Annotated in this window: 15 protein-coding genes and 3 rRNA genes; 6 read left to right on the forward strand and 12 right to left on the reverse strand. The window is 68.2% G+C overall.

From position 1 onward, the window contains the following. Positions 1–102 precede the first annotated feature (102 nt). The 4 genes from OG562_RS16645 to OG562_RS16660 are packed head-to-tail and all read left to right on the forward strand — an operon-like array spanning position 103 to position 4,284. Positions 103–792: a DUF4129 domain-containing protein gene (locus OG562_RS16645; RefSeq protein ID WP_266409302.1), complete on the forward strand. Its 690-nt coding sequence runs from the start codon at positions 103–105 to the stop codon at positions 790–792. Further along, on the forward strand, positions 789–1,985 hold the full coding sequence (locus tag OG562_RS16650) for a DUF4350 domain-containing protein (RefSeq protein WP_266398205.1): 1,197 nt from the start codon (positions 789–791) through the stop codon (positions 1,983–1,985). Before OG562_RS16645 ends, OG562_RS16650 begins: the two co-directional genes overlap by 4 nt. Next, positions 1,985–2,974: a MoxR family ATPase gene (locus tag OG562_RS16655; protein ID WP_266398207.1), complete on the forward strand. Its 990-nt coding sequence runs from the start codon at positions 1,985–1,987 to the stop codon at positions 2,972–2,974. The genes OG562_RS16650 and OG562_RS16655 overlap by 1 nt, the downstream gene beginning before the upstream one ends. After that, positions 2,974–4,284: a DUF58 domain-containing protein gene (locus OG562_RS16660; RefSeq protein WP_266398209.1), complete on the forward strand. Its 1,311-nt coding sequence runs from the start codon at positions 2,974–2,976 to the stop codon at positions 4,282–4,284. The genes OG562_RS16655 and OG562_RS16660 overlap by 1 nt, the downstream gene beginning before the upstream one ends. Positions 4,285–4,390: 106 nt before the next feature. On the opposite strand, the gene rrf is transcribed toward OG562_RS16660, so the two are convergent. From rrf to OG562_RS16680, 4 genes are all read right to left on the reverse strand, one after another. Next, positions 4,391–4,507, reverse strand: a 5S ribosomal RNA gene (rrf, locus tag OG562_RS16665). 90 nt (positions 4,508–4,597) lie between these two features. Next, positions 4,598–7,721 (reverse strand): 23S ribosomal RNA (locus tag OG562_RS16670). Between the two features lie 322 nt (positions 7,722–8,043). Continuing rightward, positions 8,044–9,569: ribosomal RNA gene (locus tag OG562_RS16675) — 16S ribosomal RNA — on the reverse strand. Together the 16S, 23S and 5S rRNA genes form the textbook arrangement of a ribosomal RNA operon. 576 nt (positions 9,570–10,145) lie before the next feature. Next, the gene (locus OG562_RS16680; protein WP_266398211.1) at positions 10,146–11,153 is read right to left on the reverse strand and encodes a stage II sporulation protein M; all 1,008 of its coding nucleotides are present in this window, start codon (positions 11,151–11,153) and stop codon (positions 10,146–10,148) included. Positions 11,154–11,283: 130 nt separating this feature from the next. Here OG562_RS16680 and OG562_RS16685 point away from each other — a divergent pair, with 130 nt between their 5' ends. Next, a complete protein-coding gene (locus OG562_RS16685; RefSeq protein ID WP_266398214.1) occupies positions 11,284–12,342 on the forward strand; it encodes an RDD family protein in 1,059 nt (352 codons plus the stop codon). Positions 12,343–12,373: 31 nt separating this feature from the next. On the opposite strand, the gene OG562_RS16690 is transcribed toward OG562_RS16685, so the two are convergent. From OG562_RS16690 to OG562_RS16725, 8 genes are all read right to left on the reverse strand, one after another. Beyond that, entirely contained in the window at positions 12,374–12,988 is a 615-nt protein-coding gene (locus OG562_RS16690; RefSeq protein WP_266398216.1) for a hypothetical protein, read from the reverse strand. A 203-nt stretch (positions 12,989–13,191) separates the two neighbouring features. Then, positions 13,192–14,649, reverse strand: coding sequence for an adenosylhomocysteinase (gene ahcY, locus OG562_RS16695; RefSeq protein WP_266398219.1), 1,458 nt, complete (start codon positions 14,647–14,649; stop codon positions 13,192–13,194). Between the two features lie 321 nt (positions 14,650–14,970). Beyond that, positions 14,971–15,951, reverse strand: a complete 981-nt coding sequence (locus OG562_RS16700) for a cation diffusion facilitator family transporter (RefSeq protein ID WP_266398222.1) — start codon at positions 15,949–15,951, stop codon at positions 14,971–14,973. 107 nt (positions 15,952–16,058) lie between these two features. Then, positions 16,059–17,210, reverse strand: coding sequence for a mannose-6-phosphate isomerase, class I (gene manA, locus OG562_RS16705; protein ID WP_266398223.1), 1,152 nt, complete (start codon positions 17,208–17,210; stop codon positions 16,059–16,061). A 124-nt stretch (positions 17,211–17,334) separates the two neighbouring features. Next, complete coding sequence (locus OG562_RS16710; RefSeq protein WP_266398224.1) at positions 17,335–18,468, reverse strand: SIS domain-containing protein; 1,134 nt, start codon at positions 18,466–18,468, stop codon at positions 17,335–17,337. 90 nt (positions 18,469–18,558) lie between these two features. Next, positions 18,559–18,729, reverse strand: a complete 171-nt coding sequence (locus tag OG562_RS16715) for a Trm112 family protein (RefSeq protein ID WP_004000724.1) — start codon at positions 18,727–18,729, stop codon at positions 18,559–18,561. Positions 18,730–19,103: 374 nt separating this feature from the next. Further along, positions 19,104–20,468 (reverse strand): phosphomannomutase/phosphoglucomutase, encoded by a 1,365-nt coding sequence (locus OG562_RS16720; RefSeq protein ID WP_266398227.1) that lies wholly within the window; start codon positions 20,466–20,468, stop codon positions 19,104–19,106. A 157-nt stretch (positions 20,469–20,625) separates the two neighbouring features. Further along, positions 20,626–21,048 carry a DUF3499 domain-containing protein gene (locus OG562_RS16725; RefSeq protein ID WP_266398230.1) on the reverse strand — a complete coding sequence of 141 codons (423 nt, stop codon included), beginning with the start codon at positions 21,046–21,048 and terminating at the stop codon, positions 20,626–20,628. 260 nt (positions 21,049–21,308) lie between these two features. On the opposite strand from OG562_RS16725, the gene OG562_RS16730 reads away from it, so the two are divergent. Next, positions 21,309–21,758 carry a metallopeptidase family protein gene (locus OG562_RS16730; protein ID WP_266398233.1) on the forward strand — a complete coding sequence of 150 codons (450 nt, stop codon included), beginning with the start codon at positions 21,309–21,311 and terminating at the stop codon, positions 21,756–21,758. Positions 21,759–21,773 lie beyond the last annotated feature (15 nt).

A 21,773-nucleotide genomic window follows, 5' to 3' on the forward strand; every position in this document is an offset into this window, starting at 1 on the left:
CCCGCGCGCGTACTGCACGGCGTCACCGACACGGCTCCCGCGGCCCTGTCGCGGGCCGCCGACAGAGCCGTACGTGCCCTGCTGCGGGCGGCCGACGGCCCGATGCCGGCGCTGGCCCGCTCGAGCGACGAACCGCCCGTGACGATCCCCCGGGATCCCGCCCGGGAGGCGGCCCGCCGCGAGCTGTCCAAACGCCTGTACCACGAGAACGACCCCGGCCTGTTCGAACGCGCCCTGAACCGCTTCTGGGAGTGGATCGGCGACCTGCTCGGCTCCGCGTCCACCGCCACCCCCGGCGGCACGCTGGGCCTGTTCGTCGTCATCCTGGCCGTCGTTGCCGTCGTGGGCGCCCTGTGGTGGCGCCTGGGCACCCCGCGCCGCCAACCCGCCTCCGCCGCCGCCCTGTTCGACGACCGCCCCCGCAGCGCCGCCGAGCACCGCGCGGCCGCCGAGGCGCACGCCGCCCAAGGCCACTGGAACCAGGCCGTCCAGGAACGCATGCGCGCCATCGTCCGTTCCCTGGAGGAACGCGCCCTCCTCGACGCCCGCCCCGGCCGCACGGCCGACGAGGCAGCCGCCGAAGCCGGCCGCACCCTGCCCGCCCACCTCGACCGACTGCGCACCGCCGCCCGCGACTTCGACGACGTGACATACGGCGGCCGCAGGGCGAGCGAGCAGTCGTACCACCGCATCGCGGAACTCGACCGCGACCTGGAACGCACCAAGCCCCAGCTCCCGGCGAGCAGCACCCTCACCGCGGCCCCCACCGCCCGCCAGGGAGCCGCCGAATGACCACCGGGGCCACGCTCCCCTCCACCCCGGCCTCGCCCACCGCCCGCCAGGTATGGACCCGCGCGCGAGGACTCGCTCTCGCCCTCGTCCTCCTCCTCGCGGGGGCCGTCGCGCTGGCCGCCCTCCACTCCGACACCCAGCGCGGAGCCCTCGACCCACGCTCCGCCGACCCCTACGGCAGCCGCGCCCTGGCCGAACTCCTCGCCGACCGAGGCGTGTCCACCCGCGTGGTCACCACCCTGGCCGACGCCCGCGCCGCCGCCGACTCCGCCACCACCCTCCTGGTCGCCGCCCCCGACCTCCTGACGGAACGCCAGCAAACGGCCCTGCACTCGACGACCGCCGCTTCCGGCGGCCGCACCGTCCTCGTCGCCCCCGGCACCCCGTCCGTGAAGACGCTCGCCCCCGGCGTCACCGCCGACCCCGCCACCAGCTACGGCTCCGCGCTCTCCCCCGACTGCGCACTGCCCGACGCCCGACGCGCCGGCACCGCCGAAACCGGGGGCATCCGCTACAGCACCACCCATCTCGACGCGGACGAGTGCTACCCCAGCCGACGCCTGGCCACCGTGCTGCGCATCCCAGACTCCTCCGGAGACGGCGACACCGTCGTCCTCGGCTCGCCCGACATCCTCTACAACACCCGCCTCGACAAGCAGGGCAACGCCTCGCTCGCCCTTCAACTCCTCGGCTCCCGGCCCCATCTGGTCTGGTACCTCCCCTCGCTCTCCGACGCCTCCGCCACCGACCCCGACGACGAACAGGGCTTCCTCGACCTGCTCCCCTCCGGCTGGCTCTGGGGCACACTGCAGCTCTTCGTCGCGGCAGCCCTCGCCGCCCTCTGGCGGGCACGCCGACTCGGCCCCCTGGTGCCCGAAAAACTCCCCGTCGCGATCCGCGCCTCCGAAACCGTCGAAGGCCGCGCCCGCCTCTACCGCAAAGCAACCGCCCGCGACCGCGCGGCCGCCGCTCTTCGCTCCACCACCCGCACCCGCCTCGCCCCTCTCGTAGGCGTCCCCGTCGCCCAGGCGCACGCGCCCGAAGCCCTGCTCCCCGCCCTGTCCGCCCACCTCCACGGCGACGGACAGTCCCTGCACTCCCTCCTCTTCGGCCCACCACCCGGCGACGACGCGGCCCTCATCGCACTCGCCGACCAACTCGACGCCCTCGAAAGAGAGGTACGCCGTCCATGATGGACCCGACCACTGACAACGCCGGGCACACCGGGGACCCGGGCCGTGCCCGCGCTTCCCTGGAGGCGCTGCGCGCCGAGATCGCCAAGGCCGTGGTCGGCCAGGACCCCGCCGTGACCGGTCTCGTCGTCGCCCTCCTCTGCCGCGGACACGTTCTCCTAGAAGGAGTCCCCGGAGTGGCCAAAACGTTGCTCGTCCGCGCCCTCGCCTCCGCACTCGAACTCGACACCAAGCGCGTCCAGTTCACCCCCGACCTCATGCCGAGCGACATCACCGGCTCCCTCGTCTACGACACCCGCACCGCCGAGTTCTCCTTCCAGCCCGGCCCCGTCTTCACCAACCTCCTCCTCGCCGACGAGATCAACCGCACCCCGCCGAAGACCCAGTCGTCCCTCCTCGAAGCCATGGAGGAACGCCAGGTCACGGTCGACGGCACCGCACGCCCCCTCCCCGACCCCTTCCTGGTCGCGGCGACCCAGAACCCCGTCGAGTACGAGGGCACGTACCCGCTCCCCGAAGCCCAGCTGGACCGTTTCCTCCTCAAGCTGACGATCCCGCTCCCCTCCCGCCAGGAGGAGATCGACGTCCTCACCCGCCACGCCGAGGGCTTCAACCCCCGCGACCTGCATGCCGCCGGCGTACGCCCCGTCGCAGGCCCGGCCGACCTGGAAGCCGCCCGCGCAGCAGTGGCCAAAACAACCATCTCCCCCGAGATCACGGCCTACGTCGTCGACATCTGCCGCGCCACCCGCGAATCCCCGTCCCTCACCCTGGGCGTCTCCCCCCGAGGCGCGACCGCCCTCCTGGCCACGGCACGCGCATGGGCCTGGCTGACCGGCCGCGACTACGTCATCCCCGACGACGTCAAAGCCCTCGCCCTCCCCACCCTCCGCCACCGCGTCCAACTGCGCCCGGAGGCCGAGATGGAAGGCGTGACGGCCGACTCCGTCATCAACGCGATCCTCGCCCACGTCCCCGTTCCCCGCTGATGGCCCTCACCGGACGCGCCGCACTCCTCGCGGCCCTCGGCTCCCTCCCCGTCGGCATCTGGGACCCCGGCTGGGCGGGCATCCTGGCCGTCAACGCCCCCCTGGCCGCGGCCTGCGCCTGCGACTACGCCCTCGCGGCCCCGGTACGACGCCTGCTCCTGACCCGCTCCGGAGACACCTCCGTCCGCCTGGGCGACACGGCCGACGTCACCCTCACGGTCACCAACCCGTCCCGCCGCCTCCTACGGGCACGCCTGCGGGACGCCTGGCCCCCCAGCAGCTGGCTGCCCGGCACCGAGACCGACGCATCCCGCCACCACCTCACGGTCCCCGCCGGCGAACGCCGCCGCGTCACCACCCGCCTACGCCCCACCCGCCGCGGCGACCGCCAGGCCGACCGCGTCACCATCCGCTCCTACGGCCCTCTCGGCCTCCTCTCCCGCCAAGGCGCCCACAGAGTCCCCTGGACGGTACGCGTCCTGCCCCCGTTCACCAGCCGCAAGCACCTCCCCTCGAAACTCGCCCGCCTCCGCGAACTCGACGGCCGCACCAGCGTCCTCACCCGCGGCGAAGGCACAGAATTCGACAGCCTGCGCGAATACGTCCCCGGCGACGACACCCGCTCCATCGACTGGCGTGCCACCGCCCGCCACGCCACGGTCGCGGTCCGCACCTGGCGCCCGGAACGCGACCGCCACATCCTCCTGGTCCTCGACACCGGCCGCACCTCTGCTGGCCGCGTCGGGGACGCCCCCCGCCTCGACGCCTCCATGGACGCGGCCCTTCTCCTCGCCGCACTGGCATCCCGCGCCGGCGACCGAGTGGACCTGCTCGCCTACGACCGCCGCCCACGCGCCCTCGTCCAAGGCCGAACGGCCCGCGACGTCCTTCCCTCCCTCGTCAACGCGATGGCCGCCCTCGAACCCGAACTGGTCGAAACAGACGCCCGCGGCCTCACCGCCACAGCCCTCCGTACGGCGCCCCGCCGCTCCCTGATCGTCCTGCTGACCACGCTCGACGCAGCCCCGGTCGAAGAGGGCCTCCTCCCCGTCCTCCCCCAGCTCACCCAACGCCATACGATCCTGGTGGCATCGGTCGCCGACCCGCACATCGCCCGCATGGCAGGGTCCCGCGGCAACATCGACGCGGTCTACGCGGCAGCCGCCGCCGCCCAAGCCCAGACCGAACGCCATCGCACCGCCGAGCAACTCCGCCGGCATGGCGTCACAGTCGTCGACGCAACACCCGACGAACTCGCTCCCGCACTGGCGGACTCGTATCTGGCACTGAAAGCAGCAGGACGCCTGTAACGCAAAATGGGCTCTCCGAAGAGAGCCCATTCAAGGCGACACAAGAACTCGTGAACGCAGATAACCCCCGTACCGAATAAACGGTACGGGGGTTATCTCAAAATTTGTTCGGCGGTGTCCTACTCTCCCACAGGGTCCCCCCTGCAGTACCATCGGCGCTGTGAGGCTTAGCTTCCGGGTTCGGAATGTAACCGGGCGTTTCCCTCACGCTATGACCACCGAAACACTATGAAACTGTTTCAGCCGCACCACGCCGTGACCGGACGTGGGGCTGTTCGTGGTTTCAGAACCAACACAGTGGACGCGAGCAACTGAGGACAAGCCCTCGGCCTATTAGTACCGGTCAGCTCCACCCATTACTGGGCTTCCACATCCGGCCTATCAACCCAGTCGTCTACTGGGAGCCTTACCCCATCTAGTGGGTGGGAACACTCATCTCGAAGCAGGCTTCCCGCTTAGATGCTTTCAGCGGTTATCCCTCCCGAACGTAGCCAACCAGCCATGCCCTTGGCAGAACAACTGGCACACCAGAGGTTCGTCCGTCCCGGTCCTCTCGTACTAGGGACAGCCCTTCTCAATGTTCCTGCGCGCGCAGCGGATAGGGACCGAACTGTCTCACGACGTTCTAAACCCAGCTCGCGTACCGCTTTAATGGGCGAACAGCCCAACCCTTGGGACCGACTCCAGCCCCAGGATGCGACGAGCCGACATCGAGGTGCCAAACCATCCCGTCGATATGGACTCTTGGGGAAGATCAGCCTGTTATCCCCGGGGTACCTTTTATCCGTTGAGCGACGGCGCTTCCACAAGCCACCGCCGGATCACTAGTCCCGACTTTCGTCCCTGCTCGACCCGTCGGTCTCACAGTCAAGCTCCCTTGTGCACTTACACTCAACACCTGATTGCCAACCAGGCTGAGGGAACCTTTGGGCGCCTCCGTTACTCTTTAGGAGGCAACCGCCCCAGTTAAACTACCCATCAGACACTGTCCCTGATCCGGATCACGGACCCAGGTTAGACATCCAGCACGACCAGAGTGGTATTTCAACGACGACTCACCGTGAACTGGCGTCCACGTTTCAAAGTCTCCCACCTATCCTACACAAGCCGAACCGAACACCAATATCAAACTGTAGTAAAGGTCCCGGGGTCTTTCCGTCCTGCTGCGCGAAACGAGCATCTTTACTCGTAGTGCAATTTCACCGGGCCTATGGTTGAGACAGTCGAGAAGTCGTTACGCCATTCGTGCAGGTCGGAACTTACCCGACAAGGAATTTCGCTACCTTAGGATGGTTATAGTTACCACCGCCGTTTACTGGCGCTTAAGTTCTCAGCTTCGCCACCCCGAAGAGTGACTAACCGGTCCCCTTAACGTTCCAGCACCGGGCAGGCGTCAGTCCGTATACATCGCCTTACGGCTTCGCACGGACCTGTGTTTTTAGTAAACAGTCGCTTCTCGCTGGTCTCTGCGGCCACACCCAGCTCGGGAAGCAAGTCCCCTCACCAGACGTGGCCCCCCTTCTCCCGAAGTTACGGGGGCATTTTGCCGAGTTCCTTAACCATAGTTCACCCGAACGCCTCGGTATTCTCTACCTGACCACCTGAGTCGGTTTAGGGTACGGGCCGCCATGAAACTCGCTAGAGGCTTTTCTCGACAGCATAGGATCATCCACTTCACCACAATCGGCTCGGCATCAGGTCTCAGCCTACATGTGCGACGGATTTGCCTATCGCACGGCCTACACCCTTACCCCGGGACAACCACCGCCCGGGATGGACTACCTTCCTGCGTCACCCCATCACTCACCTACTACAAGTCTGGTCCGTCGGCTCCACCACTTTCCATTCCCCGAAGGGTCCGGAACGGCTTCACGGACTTAGCATCGCCTGGTTCGATGTTTGACGCTTCACAGCGGGTACCGGAATATCAACCGGTTATCCATCGACTACGCCTGTCGGCCTCGCCTTAGGTCCCGACTTACCCTGGGCAGATCAGCTTGACCCAGGAACCCTTAGTCAATCGGCGCAAACGTTTCTCACGTTTGTATCGCTACTCATGCCTGCATTCTCACTCGTGAACCGTCCACCACTGCCTTCCGGCGCGGCTTCACCCGGCACACGACGCTCCCCTACCCATCCCAGCACCCGTTGGGGCTATATGCTGGAATGACACGACTTCGGCGGTACGCTTGAGCCCCGCTACATTGTCGGCGCGGAATCACTAGACCAGTGAGCTATTACGCACTCTTTCAAGGGTGGCTGCTTCTAAGCCAACCTCCTGGTTGTCTGTGCGACTCCACATCCTTTCCCACTTAGCGTACGCTTAGGGGCCTTAGTCGATGCTCTGGGCTGTTTCCCTCTCGACCATGGAGCTTATCCCCCACAGTCTCACTGCCGCGCTCTCACTTACCGGCATTCGGAGTTTGGCTAAGGTCAGTAACCCGGTAGGGCCCATCGCCTATCCAGTGCTCTACCTCCGGCAAGAAACACACGACGCTGCACCTAAATGCATTTCGGGGAGAACCAGCTATCACGGAGTTTGATTGGCCTTTCACCCCTAACCACAGGTCATCCCCCAGGTTTTCAACCCTGGTGGGTTCGGTCCTCCACGAAGTCTTACCTCCGCTTCAACCTGCCCATGGCTAGATCACTCCGCTTCGGGTCTTGAGCGTGCTACTGAAACGCCCTATTCGGACTCGCTTTCGCTACGGCTACCCCACCCGGGTTAACCTCGCAACACACCGCAAACTCGCAGGCTCATTCTTCAAAAGGCACGCAGTCACGAGAGTGCATGCAAGCATGCACTCCGACGCTCCCACGGCTTGTAGGCACACGGTTTCAGGTACTATTTCACTCCGCTCCCGCGGTACTTTTCACCATTCCCTCACGGTACTATCCGCTATCGGTCACCAGGGAATATTTAGGCTTAGCGGGTGGTCCCGCCAGATTCACACGGGATTTCTCGGGCCCCGTGCTACTTGGGTGTCTCTCAAACGAGCCGCTGATGTTTCGGCTACGGGGGTCTTACCCTCTACGCCGGACCTTTCGCATGTCCTTCGCCTACATCAACGGTTTCTGACTCGTCTCACGGCCGGCAGACCGTAAAAGAGAGATCCCACAACCCCGTATGCGCAACCCCTGCCGGGTCTCACACGCATACGGTTTGGCCTCATCCGGTTTCGCTCGCCACTACTCCCGGAATCACGGTTGTTTTCTCTTCCTGCGGGTACTGAGATGTTTCACTTCCCCGCGTTCCCTCCACATACCCTATGTGTTCAGGTATGGGTGACAGCCCATGACGACTGCCGGGTTTCCCCATTCGGAAACCCCCGGATCAAAGCCTGGTTGACGACTCCCCGGGGACTATCGTGGCCTCCCACGTCCTTCATCGGTTCCTGGTGCCAAGGCATCCACCGTGCGCCCTTAAAAACTTGGCCACAGATGCTCGCGTCCACTGTGCAGTTCTCAAACAACGACCAGCCACCCATCACCCCGAACCAACCGGTTCGAGTTCACTGGGGCCGGCATCAGAAGGCTTCCCGACCTCACGGCCGTGCCCTCAGACACCCAACAGCGTGCCCGACGCTCCCCGCCGCTTCCCTCATCCGTTCCACGCTCCGAAGAGCAGTACTAGGAAGGACAAGACGACCGAGTGCACCGAATAATCAACGTTCCACCCTTGAGCAACCATCGTCGAACATTCGCCGACGTAATGGCCCTGGACCACCGGGCAAGCCCGGCGGCCTAGATGCTCCTTAGAAAGGAGGTGATCCAGCCGCACCTTCCGGTACGGCTACCTTGTTACGACTTCGTCCCAATCGCCAGTCCCACCTTCGACAGCTCCCTCCCACAAGGGGTTGGGCCACCGGCTTCGGGTGTTACCGACTTTCGTGACGTGACGGGCGGTGTGTACAAGGCCCGGGAACGTATTCACCGCAGCAATGCTGATCTGCGATTACTAGCAACTCCGACTTCATGGGGTCGAGTTGCAGACCCCAATCCGAACTGAGACCGGCTTTTTGAGATTCGCTCCACCTCACGGTTTCGCAGCTCTTTGTACCGGCCATTGTAGCACGTGTGCAGCCCAAGACATAAGGGGCATGATGACTTGACGTCGTCCCCACCTTCCTCCGAGTTGACCCCGGCAGTCTCCTGTGAGTCCCCATCACCCCGAAGGGCATGCTGGCAACACAGAACAAGGGTTGCGCTCGTTGCGGGACTTAACCCAACATCTCACGACACGAGCTGACGACAGCCATGCACCACCTGTACACCGACCACAAGGGGGCGCCTGTCTCCAGACGTTTCCGGTGTATGTCAAGCCTTGGTAAGGTTCTTCGCGTTGCGTCGAATTAAGCCACATGCTCCGCTGCTTGTGCGGGCCCCCGTCAATTCCTTTGAGTTTTAGCCTTGCGGCCGTACTCCCCAGGCGGGGAACTTAATGCGTTAGCTGCGGCACCGACGACGTGGAATGTCGCCAACACCTAGTTCCCACCGTTTACGGCGTGGACTACCAGGGTATCTAATCCTGTTCGCTCCCCACGCTTTCGCTCCTCAGCGTCAGTAATGGCCCAGAGATCCGCCTTCGCCACCGGTGTTCCTCCTGATATCTGCGCATTTCACCGCTACACCAGGAATTCCGATCTCCCCTACCACACTCTAGTCTGCCCGTATCGAATGCAGACCCGGGGTTAAGCCCCGGGCTTTCACATCCGACGTGACAGACCGCCTACGAGCTCTTTACGCCCAATAATTCCGGACAACGCTTGCGCCCTACGTATTACCGCGGCTGCTGGCACGTAGTTAGCCGGCGCTTCTTCTGCAGGTACCGTCACTCTCGCTTCTTCCCTGCTGAAAGAGGTTTACAACCCGAAGGCCGTCATCCCTCACGCGGCGTCGCTGCATCAGGCTTTCGCCCATTGTGCAATATTCCCCACTGCTGCCTCCCGTAGGAGTCTGGGCCGTGTCTCAGTCCCAGTGTGGCCGGTCGCCCTCTCAGGCCGGCTACCCGTCGTCGCCTTGGTGAGCCGTTACCTCACCAACAAGCTGATAGGCCGCGGGCTCATCCTTCACCGCCGGAGCTTTTAACCCCCACCCATGAGAATGGAAGTGTTATCCGGTATTAGACCCCGTTTCCAGGGCTTGTCCCAGAGTGAAGGGCAGATTGCCCACGTGTTACTCACCCGTTCGCCACTAATCCACCCCGAAGGGCTTCATCGTTCGACTTGCATGTGTTAAGCACGCCGCCAGCGTTCGTCCTGAGCCAGGATCAAACTCTCCGTGAATGTTTTCCCGTAATCGGGACTACACACACGAGAGCGGAACGGTCAGGCGGAATAAGCCCGGCCGTTCACAGCGTCCTCGCTGTGTTTTTTCAAAGGAACCTCATCCTCGGCTATCACTGCCGGGGACGGGGTATCAACATATCTGGCGTTGATTTTTGGCACGCTGTTGAGTTCTCAAGGAACGGACGCTTCCTTTGTACTCACCCGAGAGACTCTCTCAGGCTTTCCTCCGGGCGCTTCCCTTCGGTCTTGCGTTTCCGACTCTATCAGATCCTTTTCCGATCCGATTTCCTCGGTGCTTTCCAGGTTCCCGCTTTTGTTTCGCGGTTTCCCTTTCCGGCGGTTCCGACTTTATCAGAAGTTTCGAGCCGGTTTGACCGGCGGTTCGTTTCCGATTCATCGGGGATGGCTTCTACGGAATCAGTATTCCAAGAGGCTCTGTAGATACTAACCGCTTGCCGACCGGACTTCATCCAGTTCTAGGCAACTGTTCGAATCTACCTCCCCACGCACTCCGTGTCAACGGCTTTTGCGGGGCGAAGAGGAGACTAGCAGCTCAGCGGGCGCGTCTGCACATCAGGCGGCTGTCGGCACCGTGGCGCTGCGTTCGGCGGCCTCGACGTCGCCTGTGTCTCCGGTGCGGACCGCCCGGCCGCCCAGGACGTAGACGTAGGCGAGGAAGGCCAGCTCGGCGGTGATGCCGATGGTGATGCGGGCCCAGGTGGGCAGGCCTGAGGGGGTGACGAAGCCTTCGATGGCGCCGGAGACGAAGAGGACGAGGGCCAGGCCGATCGCCATGCCGACTGCGGCTCGGCCCTCTTCTGCGAGGGCAGTGCGTCGGGAGCGGGGGCCGGGGTCGATGACGGTCCAGCCGAGGCGCAGTCCGGTGCCGGCGGCGACGAAGACCGCGGTCAGTTCGAGCAGGCCGTGCGGGAGGACCAGGCCAAGGAAGGTGTCGAGTCGGCCCGCCGAGGACATGAGGCCGGCTCCGATGCCGAGGTTCAGCATGTTCTGGAAGAGGATCCACAGGACCGGAAGGCCCAGGAAGACTCCCAGGACCAAGCACATCGCGGCGGCCTGAGCGTTGTTCGTCCAGACCTGGGCGGCGAAGGAGGCGGCCGGATGGCTCGAGTAATAGGTCTCGTACTGGCCGCCGGGGCGGGTGAGCTCCCGCAGTTCGTCGGGGGCGGCTATGGAGGCCTGGACTTCCGGGTGGGTGCCGATCCACCAGCCCAGGAGGGCGGCGACGACGGTGGAGAGCAGCGCGGTGGGTATCCACCAGCGGCGCGAGCGGTAGACGGCTGCCGGGAAGCCCCGGGTGAGGAAACGGGTGACGTCGCGCCAGGAGGCCTGGCGGGTGCCTGTCACGGCACTACGCGCGCGTGCCACGAGTTGGCTGAGCCGGCCGGTCAGCTGGGGGTCGGGGGCGCTGGACTGGATCAGGGAGAGATGGGTGGCGGTGCGCTGGTAGAGGGTGACGAGTTCGTCGGTCTCGGCGCCGGTAAGGCTGCGGCGGCGGCTCAGCAGGGCGTCGAGGCGGTCCCATTCGGCTCGGTGGGCGGAGACGAAGACGTCGAGGTCCATCGGTGTGCCTGCTCCTCGGCTGTTCGTCGGCGGCCGGTGGTGGGTTTCAGCTTGTCGTACTGCGGCGCGATGTGCGTTCAGCTTGGCAGACTGGCTGTTCTCGGGGCAGGTCAGGGAAAGGGCGGCGGGCGTGAGTGAGCTGGTGACGGGTGAGGCCGTGGCGTTGGAGCTGCAGCCCGCCAGGCTGCCCAGCAGGGCGCTGGGGACGTTGCTGGATCTGGCCGTGGCCCTGGTGGCCTACGTCGTCGTGAGCATCGCTCTGGTGGCGGCGACGGCGTCGTTGGACGAGGCGGCGCAGATCGCGGTGTCGATCGCCTCGTTCCTGCTGGTGCTGGTGGGCGGGCCGATCGCAGTGGAGACGCTCAGCCAGGGGCGGTCGCTCGGGAAGATGGCGTGCGGGTTGCGGGTGGTGCGGGACGACGGCGGGCCGATCCGGTTCCGGCATGCGTTGGTGCGAGGCGCGCTGGGTGTGGTCGAGATCCTGCTCACGTTCGGGGTGGTGGCGTGCATCGCGTCGCTCGTGTCGGCGCGGGGGCGGCGGCTGGGTGATGTGTTCGCCGGGACGTTGGTCGTGCGGGAGCGGGTGCCCAGGGCGCGGTCCGGGTTCGCGCCGCCGCCTCCGCCGTGGCTGGCGGGGCGGTTCCAGGGGCTGGATCTGTCGGCGGTGCCGGACGGGCTGTGGTTGGCGATCCGCCAGTACCTGGGGCGGATGAACCAGTTGGACCCGCAGGTGGGCCGGGCGATGGCGGAGCGGCTGGCCGGTGATCTGGCGGAGCGTACGGGGGCTCCTGTGCCGCAGGGGGTGCCGGCGGCCGCGTTTCTGGCGGCGGTGGTGCAGGAGCGGCAGGTCCGGGAGGCTCGGCGGGCCTTCGGAAGCGGTCCGTTTGCGGGTGGAGCCGCGGTGGCCGGCGGTGTGCCCGGAGGCGGGAGTAGCAGCGGCGGGGCCGGGCCTGTGGCGGGCGCGGGGGGTGCGGTGGGCGGTTACGGTCCGCCGACGCCGTACGCTCCGGCGACTCCTTACGCTCCAGCGGCTTCCTACGCTCCTGCGGTTCCATATGGACCGCCTGCGCCGTATGGGCCGTATGGCTCGCCCGGCTTGCCGTCGTCGTCTGTGCCGCCGGTGTCGCCCGGGGAGGCGGCTGACGAGCGGGCCGGGGGGTCGGGCACCGGGTTCGCGCCGCCTGCGTAGGTTCCGGCCGGGGGTGTCGTCCTCGTCGGGGTCAGGCGAAGGTCGACGGGGGTGATTCGAGGTCTTCCAGTTCGATGCCGGGTGCTGCGAGCACGACGTCGCCGGCGACGTGGACGGTGTGCTGTTCGCCTGTGTCCAGGGCTGTGACCTGGTATTCGTCCACGGTCAGGGGGCCGTTGTCAGTGGCGTGTGCTTCTCTTTTCAGCAGGGCCCAGGACTGGTCGACGGTGCGTGGGGCGAGGACCGGGTCGGTGAACGCGACCAGGCGGACGCGGGTTGCGGATGAGGAGGGGGTGAGGCGCAGGAGACGGGTGGTCGCGATGAGGAAGGCGGGGGATGTGCCGGTGAAGGCGTGGGCGGGGACGTTGCCTTCCGTGGCGTGGGCGCCGGTGGGGTCGGTGCGGACCCAGGTGACGCCGTCGAGGGCGGCGCCGCGTACCTGCCAGCTGTTCGCGTGGAGTTCGAGGCGGATGGGGCGGCCGAGGTCGTCGAGGGTGAGGTCGACGGAGCCGCTGTGATCGCCGGTGGGGGTGGTCAGCTGGGAGACGTAGCGCCAGCCGGAGGGGCCGGGAGCGCACTGGAAGCGTTCGTGGGCGAGGGGGGTGTGATCGTGCGGATCGTGGAGCGAATAACGGCCGCGGGGCATGGGGGTCCTGGGGTGTGACGGGCTGGTCCGGTCACCTCGGCGTGCCGGCCCGGCGCTGCTGACGGCCGGTCCGGCCGGAGGACCGAAGGGGCAGGCCCCCGGCACGGGGGTGCGGGGGCCTGCCTCGGAGGACCTGCTGGTGCCGGGGAGCGCGTCAACGTGCAGACGTGTCGACGTGTTCCCCGGCGGGCGGGGCTGCGGACTCAGTAGCGGTAGTGGTCCGGCTTGTACGGGCCCGCGACCTCTACGCCGATGTACGCGGCCTGTTCGGGGCGGAGCGTGGTCAGCTTCACGCCGAGCGCGTCCAGGTGGAGGCGGGCGACCTTCTCGTCGAGGTGCTTGGGCAGCGTGTAGACGCCGATCGGGTACTCGGACTGCTTGGTGAACAGCTCGATCTGGGCCAGGGTCTGGTCCGCGAAGGAGTTGGACATCACGAACGACGGGTGGCCGGTGGCGTTGCCGAGGTTCAGCAGGCGGCCCTCCGACAGCACGATGAGTACCTTGCCGTCGGGGAACTTCCAGGTGTGGACCTGCGGCTTGACCTCGTCCTTGACGATGCCGGGGATCTTCGCGAGGCCGGCCATGTCGATCTCGTTGTCGAAGTGGCCGATGTTGCCGACGATGGCCTGGTGCTTCATCTTGGCCATGTCGGCGGCCATGATGATGTCCTTGTTGCCGGTCGTGGTGATGAAGATGTCGGCCTTGTCGACGACGTCGTCGAGCGTCGCGACCTGGTAGCCGTCCATCGCCGCCTGGAGGGCGCAGATGGGGTCGATCTCGGTGACGATGACGCGGGCGCCCTGGCCGCGCAGGGACTCCGCGCAGCCCTTGCCGACGTCGCCGTAGCCGAAGACGACCGCGGTCTTGCCGCCGATGAGGACGTCGGTGGCGCGGTTGATGCCGTCGATCAGGGAGTGGCGGCAGCCGTACTTGTTGTCGAACTTCGACTTGGTGACGGCGTCGTTGACGTTGATCGCCGGGAACAGGAGGGCGCCGTCGCGCTGCATCTCGTACAGGCGGTGGACGCCGGTCGTGGTCTCCTCGGTCACGCCGCGGATCTCCGAGGCGAGCTGGGTCCACTTCTGTGAGCCGTCGCTGATGGTGCGGTGGAGCAGTTCGAGGACGAAGCGGTGCTCCTCGGACTCGGCGGTCTCGACGTCCGGGACCTTGCCGTCCTTCTCGTACTCGACGCCCTTGTGGACGAGGAGGGTGGCGTCACCGCCGTCGTCGAGGATCATGTTGGGGCCGCCGGTGGGGGTGTTCGGCCAGGTCAGGGCCTGCTCCGTGCACCACCAGTACTCCTCCAGGGTCTCGCCCTTCCAGGCGAAGACCGGGACGCCCTGCGGGTTGTCGGGCGTGCCGGTGGGGCCGACGGCGATGGCGGCTGCCGCGTGGTCCTGGGTGGAGAAGATGTTGCAGGAGGCCCAGCGGACCTCGGCGCCGAGGGCGACGAGGGTCTCGATGAGGACGGCGGTCTGCACGGTCATGTGCAGGGAGCCGGTGACGCGGGCGCCGGCGAGGGGCTGGGTCTCGGCGTACTCCTTGCGGATCGCCATGAGGCCCGGCATCTCGTGCTCGGCGAGGGTGATCTCCTTGCGGCCGAACTCGGCCAGGGAGAGGTCGGCGACCTTGAAGTCCTGCCGGTTGTCGACAGTCGTCATACGAGCTGCTCCTCGGGTTGGGTCGAGGTGTGGGTAGGGCTGGTCTGCGCGGCGGCGGACACAGGGGTGCCCAAGGGGGACCCAGGCATGCCCGCAGTACGCGCAGCGCAGTCCGTCGGAGGCCCTCTCTCCCTCGGCCGGTCCGTGTGGGGACCGCCCGACCGCCATCAGCAGCGACGTCTGGCTCCGTTCCAAGCTACACCGCGGGCGGCGGGCGGCCCCAGTCCGCCTCCGATCAGATCACGCCGATCACGGACGGTGAGGGGGTACGGCGACGGGGCCCGCCGGTGGTTCCGCGGGCCCCGTGGGAGAGAAGGAGGGTCAGTGGTCGGCCGGGAGCTGGGCCGGGCCGCCCGGGGTGGCCTCGGGGTCGGCGCCCTTGGCGGCCTCGGCCTCGCTGTAGATGTCGGGCTCGAGGTAGATGACGCGGGCGATGGGGACGGCCTCGCGGATGCGTGCCTCGGCGGCGTTGATGGCGGTGGCGACCTCGGCGGCGCTGTCGTCGTGCTGGACGGCGATCTTGGCGGCGACGAGGAGTTCCTCGGGGCCGAGGTGGAGGGTGCGCATGTGGATGATGCCGGTGACGGTGTGGCCGTCGACGACGGCGGCCTCGATCTTCTGGACCTCTTCCAGGCCGGCGGCCTCGCCGAGGAGCAGGGACTTGGTCTCGGCGGCCAGGACGAGCGCGATGAGGATGAGCAGGATGCCGATGCAGAGCGTGCCGATGCCGTCCCAGATGCCGTCGCCGGTGAGCAGGGCGAGGCCGACGCCGACGAGGGCGAGGACCAGACCGATCAGTGCGCCGAAGTCCTCTAGGAGGACGACGGGCAGCTCGGGGGCCTTGGCGCGGCGGATGAACTGCGACCAGGAATGGGTGCCGCGCAGTTCGTTGGACTCCTTGATGGCCGTGCGGAAGGAGAAGCCCTCGGCGATGATCGCGAAGACGAGGACGCCGACCGGCCAGTACCAGTGCTCGATCTCGTGCGGGTGCTTGATCTTCTCGTAGCCCTCGTAGACGGCGAACATGCCGCCGACGGAGAACAGGACGATGGAGACGAGGAAGGCGTAGATGTAGCGTTCGCGGCCGTATCCGAAGGGGTGCTGCGGGGTGGCTTCGCGCTGGGCCTTCTTGCCGCCGATGAGGAGCAGGGCCTGGTTGCCGGAGTCGGCGAGCGAGTGCACGCCCTCGGCGAGCATCGACGACGAGCCGCTGAAGGCGAACGCCACGAACTTCGATGCCGCGATCGCGAGGTTGGCGCCGAGTGCCGCCACGATCGCCTTGGTGCCGCCTGACGCGCTCATGTGTTCGCGTTGTCCCTTCGTCTTCTTCCGGCTTTGCCCGTCCTTTGCCGGTGGGTCATTCTTGCAGCCCGGTCCGGCGGCGGATCGTCAGGTCGTCGTGACGGGGGTCAGGCGACGACCGTTGCCCGGAAGACCGTACCGGGCCCGGATACTTCGGCATTTTCGGCGGCGGGGACGAAGACGGAGTGGCCGGGGGTCAGTCGGTGTTCGCCTGCGCGGACGGCGCCCGCGGTGCAGAGCAGGATCTGGGGGGTGGGGAGGGTGAGGTCGTGCGCGGGGGCGCCCTCGGGGAGGACGTGGCGGGAGAGCCGGAACTCGTCGATGGGGGTGTCGTAGACCTCTTCGCCGTCCGGGGCGGCTTCGGGGCGCAGGACGCCGGGGTCGCCGGGCTCGAAGCGGACGATGCGCAGGAGTTCGGGGACGTCGACGTGCTTGGGGGTGAGGCCGCAGCGCAGGACGTTGTCGGAGTTGGCCATGATCTCGACGCCGAGGCCGCTGAGGTAGGCGTGCGGGATGCCGGCGCCGAGGAACAGGGCCTCGCCGGGCTGGAGTCGGACGTGGTTCAGCAGCATGGCGGCGATGACGCCGGGGTCGCCGGGGTAGTGGTGGGCGATGCCGGCGTAGGGGGCGTAGTCGCCGCCGAGGCGGTCGCAGGCGATCGCGGCGGCGGTGACCGTGTGGGTCATCTCCTCGCGGTCGGCGGTGAGGATCGCGGTGAGGACCTCGCGCAGGGCGGCCTCTGGGGGGTGGGCGCGCAGGAGGTCGACGTACGGCTTGAGGGAGTCGACGCCGAGGCCGTCGAGGAGGTCGGCGGCGTGCTGCGGGTCACGGAAGCCGCACAGGCCGTCGAACTCGGTGAGGGCGCAGATGAGTTCGGGCTTGTGGTTGGCGTCCTTGTAGTTGCGGTGCGGGGCGTCCACGGGGATGCCGCGGCGCTCCTCGTCCTCGTAACCCTGCCTGGCCTGTTCGAGGTCGGGGTGGACCTGGAGGGAGAGGGGGGCGCCGGCGGCGAGGAGTTTGAGGAGGAAGGGGAGGCGGGGGCCGAACTTGGTGACCGTCTGTGGGCCGAGTTCCTGCTGGGGGTCGGCCTCGATGATCTCGACGAGGGTGCCTCGGGCGGTGCGCGAGGGGGCGCCGGGGTGGGCGCCCATCCACATCTCGGCCTGTGGTTCGCCGGTCGGCTCGGTGCCGAGCAGGTGCGGGATCGCGGTGGGGGATCCCCAGGCGTAAGGGCGGACGGTGTTGTCGAGGCGGTCCATGCGGTTCTCTCTGCCTGCGCGTTGGGGTCTTCGGGGCGTCGGGGAGTCAGGGTTGTGGGGGTGGGTTGGCGGTCGGCCGGCTGTGTGCCGTCTGACGTCCGGTTGTGGACGGTCAGGTGTGAGGTCAGGCTCCCGAGGCGAGCGCCAGGTAGACGGCGGCGAAATCCGTGGTGGCGATCAGTTCGGCGAGGGTGACGAGTTCGTCGCCGGCTTCCGGTTCGAGTTCGCTGATCGGCGTGTCGTGGCTGAGGGCCAGCTCGCGGGCGGCGGGGGCGGCGGTGAGTCCGCCGAGCGGGCGGTCGCGCAGCAGCACCACGCGCGCGTGCAGGGCGGGTGCTTCTTCGACGCGGTCGCGGAAGAAGTCGTCCGGGTCGGCGCTGGCGGCGAGCGGACCCGCGAGGAGGGCGTTGTGCTCGGCGAGGGCCTCGGGGAGTTCGGCGACGACGGCGGGGCGGCCGGCCAGTTCGGCGAGCGCGGCGGCGAAGCGGCGGCCCGCGGGGCCGGCCGAGGCGCCCTCGGTCCAGATCACCGGGAGGGAGTCGGCGAGTTCGGCGGCCAGGGTCTTCGCCGGGTTGCTGTACGTGGCGATGGCGGGGCCGCAGCGTTCGGCGACCTTGTCGAGGCGGTCGGCGACCTTCTCCAGCGCCTCGGGCGGGGCGGAGAGCAGGGCGATGCGGTCGAGCAGGGCGAGGAGCGGGGTGAGCAGGGCCCACAGGACACCGGGGGCGGAGGCGGCCACGGGGGGCTGCTCGTCCTGTTCGTACGGTGCGGTCGCGAGCGGGACGAACAGGCCGTGCGCGACGGTGAGCGCCTCGGTGAGGGGGGTGCCGGCGGGGGCAACGGCCACGACGGTGCAGCCGCGGCGGTAGGCCTGCTCGGCGAGGAGGGAGAGGCCGGGTTCGGCGCCGTCCGGGGTGGCGATCAGGAGGAGGTCCACGGAGCCCGCCCAGCCGGGGAGTTCCCAGCGCAGGGCTCCTGCGGCGGGGGCGACGCCGGTGGGGGCCAGGCGGATGACCGGGCAGGCGGCGCCGGCGAGGGTGCCGAGGAGGTCGGCCACGCAGGTGGCGGCGGCGCCGGGGCCGGCGATGAGGATCGCGCGGGGGCGGCCGTCGGGCTTGAGCTGGTGGACGCCGGCTTCGGCGGCGTGCCGGGCGGCGGTGCGGACGCGGGCGCCGGCTTCGGCCGCGCCGCGCAGGAGGGCTCGGCGGTCGGCCTCGGCGAGGGCCTCCGGCGTGTCGAGCAGCGAGTCGTCGAGCATGGCGGCAGTCTCCGGTCGCTGGGGGCGTCGTCGGTGTGCGGGGCCGGGGGTGGAGGTGAGGGTGCAGCGGGGTGGTGCTCAGGGGTGCGGTTACGCGGGGCGGCGGGCCTCGTCGACGAGGAGGACGGGGATGCCGTCGCGGACGGGGTACGCCAGACCGCAGTCCTGGCTCGTGCAGATCAGCTCGGCGTCCTGCTCCTTGAGGGGAGCGTGGCAGGCCGGGCAGGCGAGGATCTCCAGGAGGCCGGCTTCGAGCGGCATGGCGTGTCCTTTCGGGGGGTGCGGGGTGTCGGGGCGTACGGATGTGCCTGGTCAGCGTACCGCTGGTGGAGGTGGGGCGTGAGGGTTGGGCGGGGTGGGGGTGGAGGGGGTTGGGTGCGTGGATTTGGGGTGGTTCGGGGGTGGTGGGCTGGGCTGGGCGGGGGTGGGTGCGCTTGGGTGGCGGGGTGTGGGGTTTCGCCCTCGCCACCCTTGCGCGTTCCCATCTCCCGGGGCTCCGCCCGTTCGGCCCCCGCCAGGGTCTCTGCCCCCTGCGCCTAGGCAGGGGCACCGCCCCTGGATCCCGTCGCGTGGGCCCTGTCCCCCTGGACTCCGTCCCGTCCTCGGTGGACCCCGTCCACCCCCCGGAGGGGCCCTCAGCCTCGGATGATCGCCAAGGCCTCGTCGCGGATCTTGGTCATCGTCGGTTCGTCGCGGGCCTCTGCGTTGAGGCGGAGGAGGGGTTCGGTGTTGGAGGGGCGGACGTTGAACCACCAGTCGGCGGAGGAGACGGTGAGGCCGTCGAGGTCGTCGAGGGTGACGTCGGTGCGGTCGGCGTAGGCGGCCTTGATCGCTGCGATGCGGTCGGCCTGGTCGGCGACGGTGGAGTTGATCTCGCCGGAGCCGGTGTAGCGGTCGTACTCGGCCACGAGGGAGGAGAGGGGGCCGCTCTGGCCGCCGAGGGCCGCGAGGACGTGGAGGGCCGCCAGCATGCCGGTGTCGGCGTTCCAGAAGTCCTTGAAGTAGTAGTGCGCGGAGTGCTCGCCGCCGAAGATCGCGCCCGAGCGGGCCATCTCGGCCTTGATGAAGGAGTGGCCGACGCGGGTGCGGGCGGGTGTGCCGCCGTGTTCCTTCACGACCTCCGGGACGGTCCAGGAGGTGATCAGGTTGTGGATGATCGTGCCCTTGCCGCCGTTGCGGGCGAGTTCGCGGGCGGCGACCAGTGCGGTGATCGCGGACGGGGAGACCGGGTCGCCCTGTTCGTCGACGACGAAGCAGCGGTCGGCGTCGCCGTCGAAGGCGAGGCCGAGGTCGGCGGACTCCTCGCGGACACGCTTTTGCAGGTCCACGAGGTTCGCCGGGTCGAGGGGGTTGGCCTCGTGGTTGGGGAAGGTGCCGTCGAGTTCGAAGTACATGGGGACGACGGTCAGGGGCAGGCCGTCGAACACGGTGGGGACGGTGTGGCCGCCCATGCCGTTGCCCGCGTCGACCACGACCTTCAGGGGGCGGATGGAGGTCAGGTCGACGAGTCCGCGCAGGTGCGCCGCGTAGTCCTTCAACGTGTCGGTCCGGCTGACGGTTCCCCGCACCGGCGCGGGTTCGGGGGCGCCCGAGTCGGTCCAGCGCTCCACCAGTTCGCGGATCTCGGTCAGGCCCGTGTCCTGGCCGACCGGGGCCGCGCCCGCGCGGCACAGCTTGATGCCGTTGTACTGCGCCGGGTTGTGCGAGGCCGTGAACATCGCGCCGGGCAGGTTCAGGGCGCCCGAGGCGTAGTACAGCTGGTCGGTCGAGCACAGGCCGATCTCGGTGACGTGTACGCCGAGTGCCGCCGCCCCGCGCGCGAAGGCGCCGGACAGACCGGGCGAGGAGGGGCGCATGTCGTGGCCGACGACGATCGCCTGGGCGTCGGTCACCCGGGCGAAGGCCGCCCCGAACAGCTCGGCGAGGGACTCGTCCCACTGGTCCGGCACCACCCCGCGTACGTCGTACGCCTTCACGATCTGCGACAGATCAGCAGCCACGGTCAACCTTCCTGAAACGTCCTGTAGGCACCACAAACTACCCGGACGGGTTCGCGATCGGCCGCGGCTCAGCGCAGTGGACCCACAGACGTAACCCGGTGGGCATTTCGGGACGTAATCCCGGGTGATGTGGGTGCCGCTGCGGCTACGGGACAGCTCAGTTGTCCGGCGAGCGCAGCACCCGTAGGTGGCCGCGGCGCGCGACCTCCATCGGGTCCGCTCCGCGTCCCATGCCGCCGGCTCCGGCCGCGCGTTCCTGCGGGCGGGCGGCCTCGCGGACGGCGTTGGCAAGCGCTTCCAGATCGTCGCCGCTGGGGCGCGCGGGAGCCGAGCTGTCGAGGAGGCGGACGACCTCCCAGCCGCGCGGGGCGGTGAGGCGCTCGGAATGCTCAGCGCACAGGTCGTAGCAGTGGGGTTCGGCGTAGGTGGCGAGCGGGCCGAGGACCGCGGTCGAGTCGGCGTAGACGTACGTCAGCGTCGCGACGGCGGGTCGGCCGCAGGCGGTGCGCGAACAGCGACGTACAGGGCTCACGACGTTGGACGGTACCGCACTCTTGAGCGGGCCGCGACGACTCTCCACCAGGTCACTCCACCGTGTCGTGTTGTGAAACGCCCCACGCGCCACTCCAGTCATACCTCGCTGACCTGCGCTAACACCAGCCATTAACGGGAGGAAGAAGGAGCGGGCCGGTCACCACTCGACACAAACGGCATCAATTGCGGTGAGTTCGACGGCCTCGGCGAGATGGAGGATCTGGCCAACCTTGGCTGGAATGGCCATCCCGCGACATGCGGCGCGCAACGCCCGGGCCGCGCGGCGGGGACTACGCTTCAGTAGTGATGGACAACCCCGTACCGCCCCGCGCCGCAGGCCCCGGGCCCCGTCGTCGCGATCGCCACGGTCGAGGCATGCGGGGGCCGATCGCGCCCCCTCAGGTGCCGTTGGCCGCGAGTCGCGCCGAGGTCTTCGCGGATCTGGTGCAGGACTCGGTGGAGCGGCTGGAGCGGCGGTGGCCGCAGCTCGCCGAGATCGACTTCCTGGTGCTGGAGGTGCCGCGGCCGGCCGCGGCCGGGGAGCCGTGGAACGACGAGGCGGTCCCTCTGGGAGGGACGGTCGCCGCGCGCGAGGGACACCGCGCGCGGGTGGTCGTCTACCGGCGGCCGGTGGAGATCCGCACCAAGGGGCGGGACGAGCGGGCCGCGTTGGTGCACGAGGTGGTCGTGGAGCAGGTGGCGGAGCTGCTGGGGCTGACCCCGGAGACGGTGGATCCGCGCTACGGCGAGGACTGAGCACCGCCTCTCTTT

Origin of the sequence: Streptomyces sp. NBC_01275, from assembly GCF_026340655.1 — a bacterium.
In the GTDB taxonomy this organism is placed as follows: domain Bacteria; phylum Actinomycetota; class Actinomycetes; order Streptomycetales; family Streptomycetaceae; genus Streptomyces.

Bases quoted from the DNA above. Each gene is read 5' to 3' on its own strand.
- OG562_RS16645 (WP_266409302.1), top strand. From the start codon at position 103: ATGCCGGCGCTGGCCCGCTCGAGCGACGAACCGCCCGTGACGATCCCC.
- OG562_RS16650 (WP_266398205.1), top strand. From the start codon at position 789: ATGACCACCGGGGCCACGCTCCCCTCCACCCCGGCCTCGCCCACCGCC.
- OG562_RS16655 (WP_266398207.1), top strand. From the start codon at position 1,985: ATGGACCCGACCACTGACAACGCCGGGCACACCGGGGACCCGGGCCGT.
- OG562_RS16660 (WP_266398209.1), top strand. From the start codon at position 2,974: ATGGCCCTCACCGGACGCGCCGCACTCCTCGCGGCCCTCGGCTCCCTC.
- OG562_RS16680 (WP_266398211.1), bottom strand. From the start codon at position 11,153: ATGGACCTCGACGTCTTCGTCTCCGCCCACCGAGCCGAATGGGACCGC.
- OG562_RS16690 (WP_266398216.1), bottom strand. From the start codon at position 12,988: ATGCCCCGCGGCCGTTATTCGCTCCACGATCCGCACGATCACACCCCC.
- ahcY (WP_266398219.1), bottom strand. From the start codon at position 14,649: ATGACGACTGTCGACAACCGGCAGGACTTCAAGGTCGCCGACCTCTCC.
- OG562_RS16700 (WP_266398222.1), bottom strand. From the start codon at position 15,951: ATGAGCGCGTCAGGCGGCACCAAGGCGATCGTGGCGGCACTCGGCGCC.
- manA (WP_266398223.1), bottom strand. From the start codon at position 17,210: ATGGACCGCCTCGACAACACCGTCCGCCCTTACGCCTGGGGATCCCCC.
- OG562_RS16710 (WP_266398224.1), bottom strand. From the start codon at position 18,468: ATGCTCGACGACTCGCTGCTCGACACGCCGGAGGCCCTCGCCGAGGCC.
- OG562_RS16715 (WP_004000724.1), bottom strand. From the start codon at position 18,729: ATGCCGCTCGAAGCCGGCCTCCTGGAGATCCTCGCCTGCCCGGCCTGC.
- OG562_RS16730 (WP_266398233.1), top strand. From the start codon at position 21,309: ATGGACAACCCCGTACCGCCCCGCGCCGCAGGCCCCGGGCCCCGTCGT.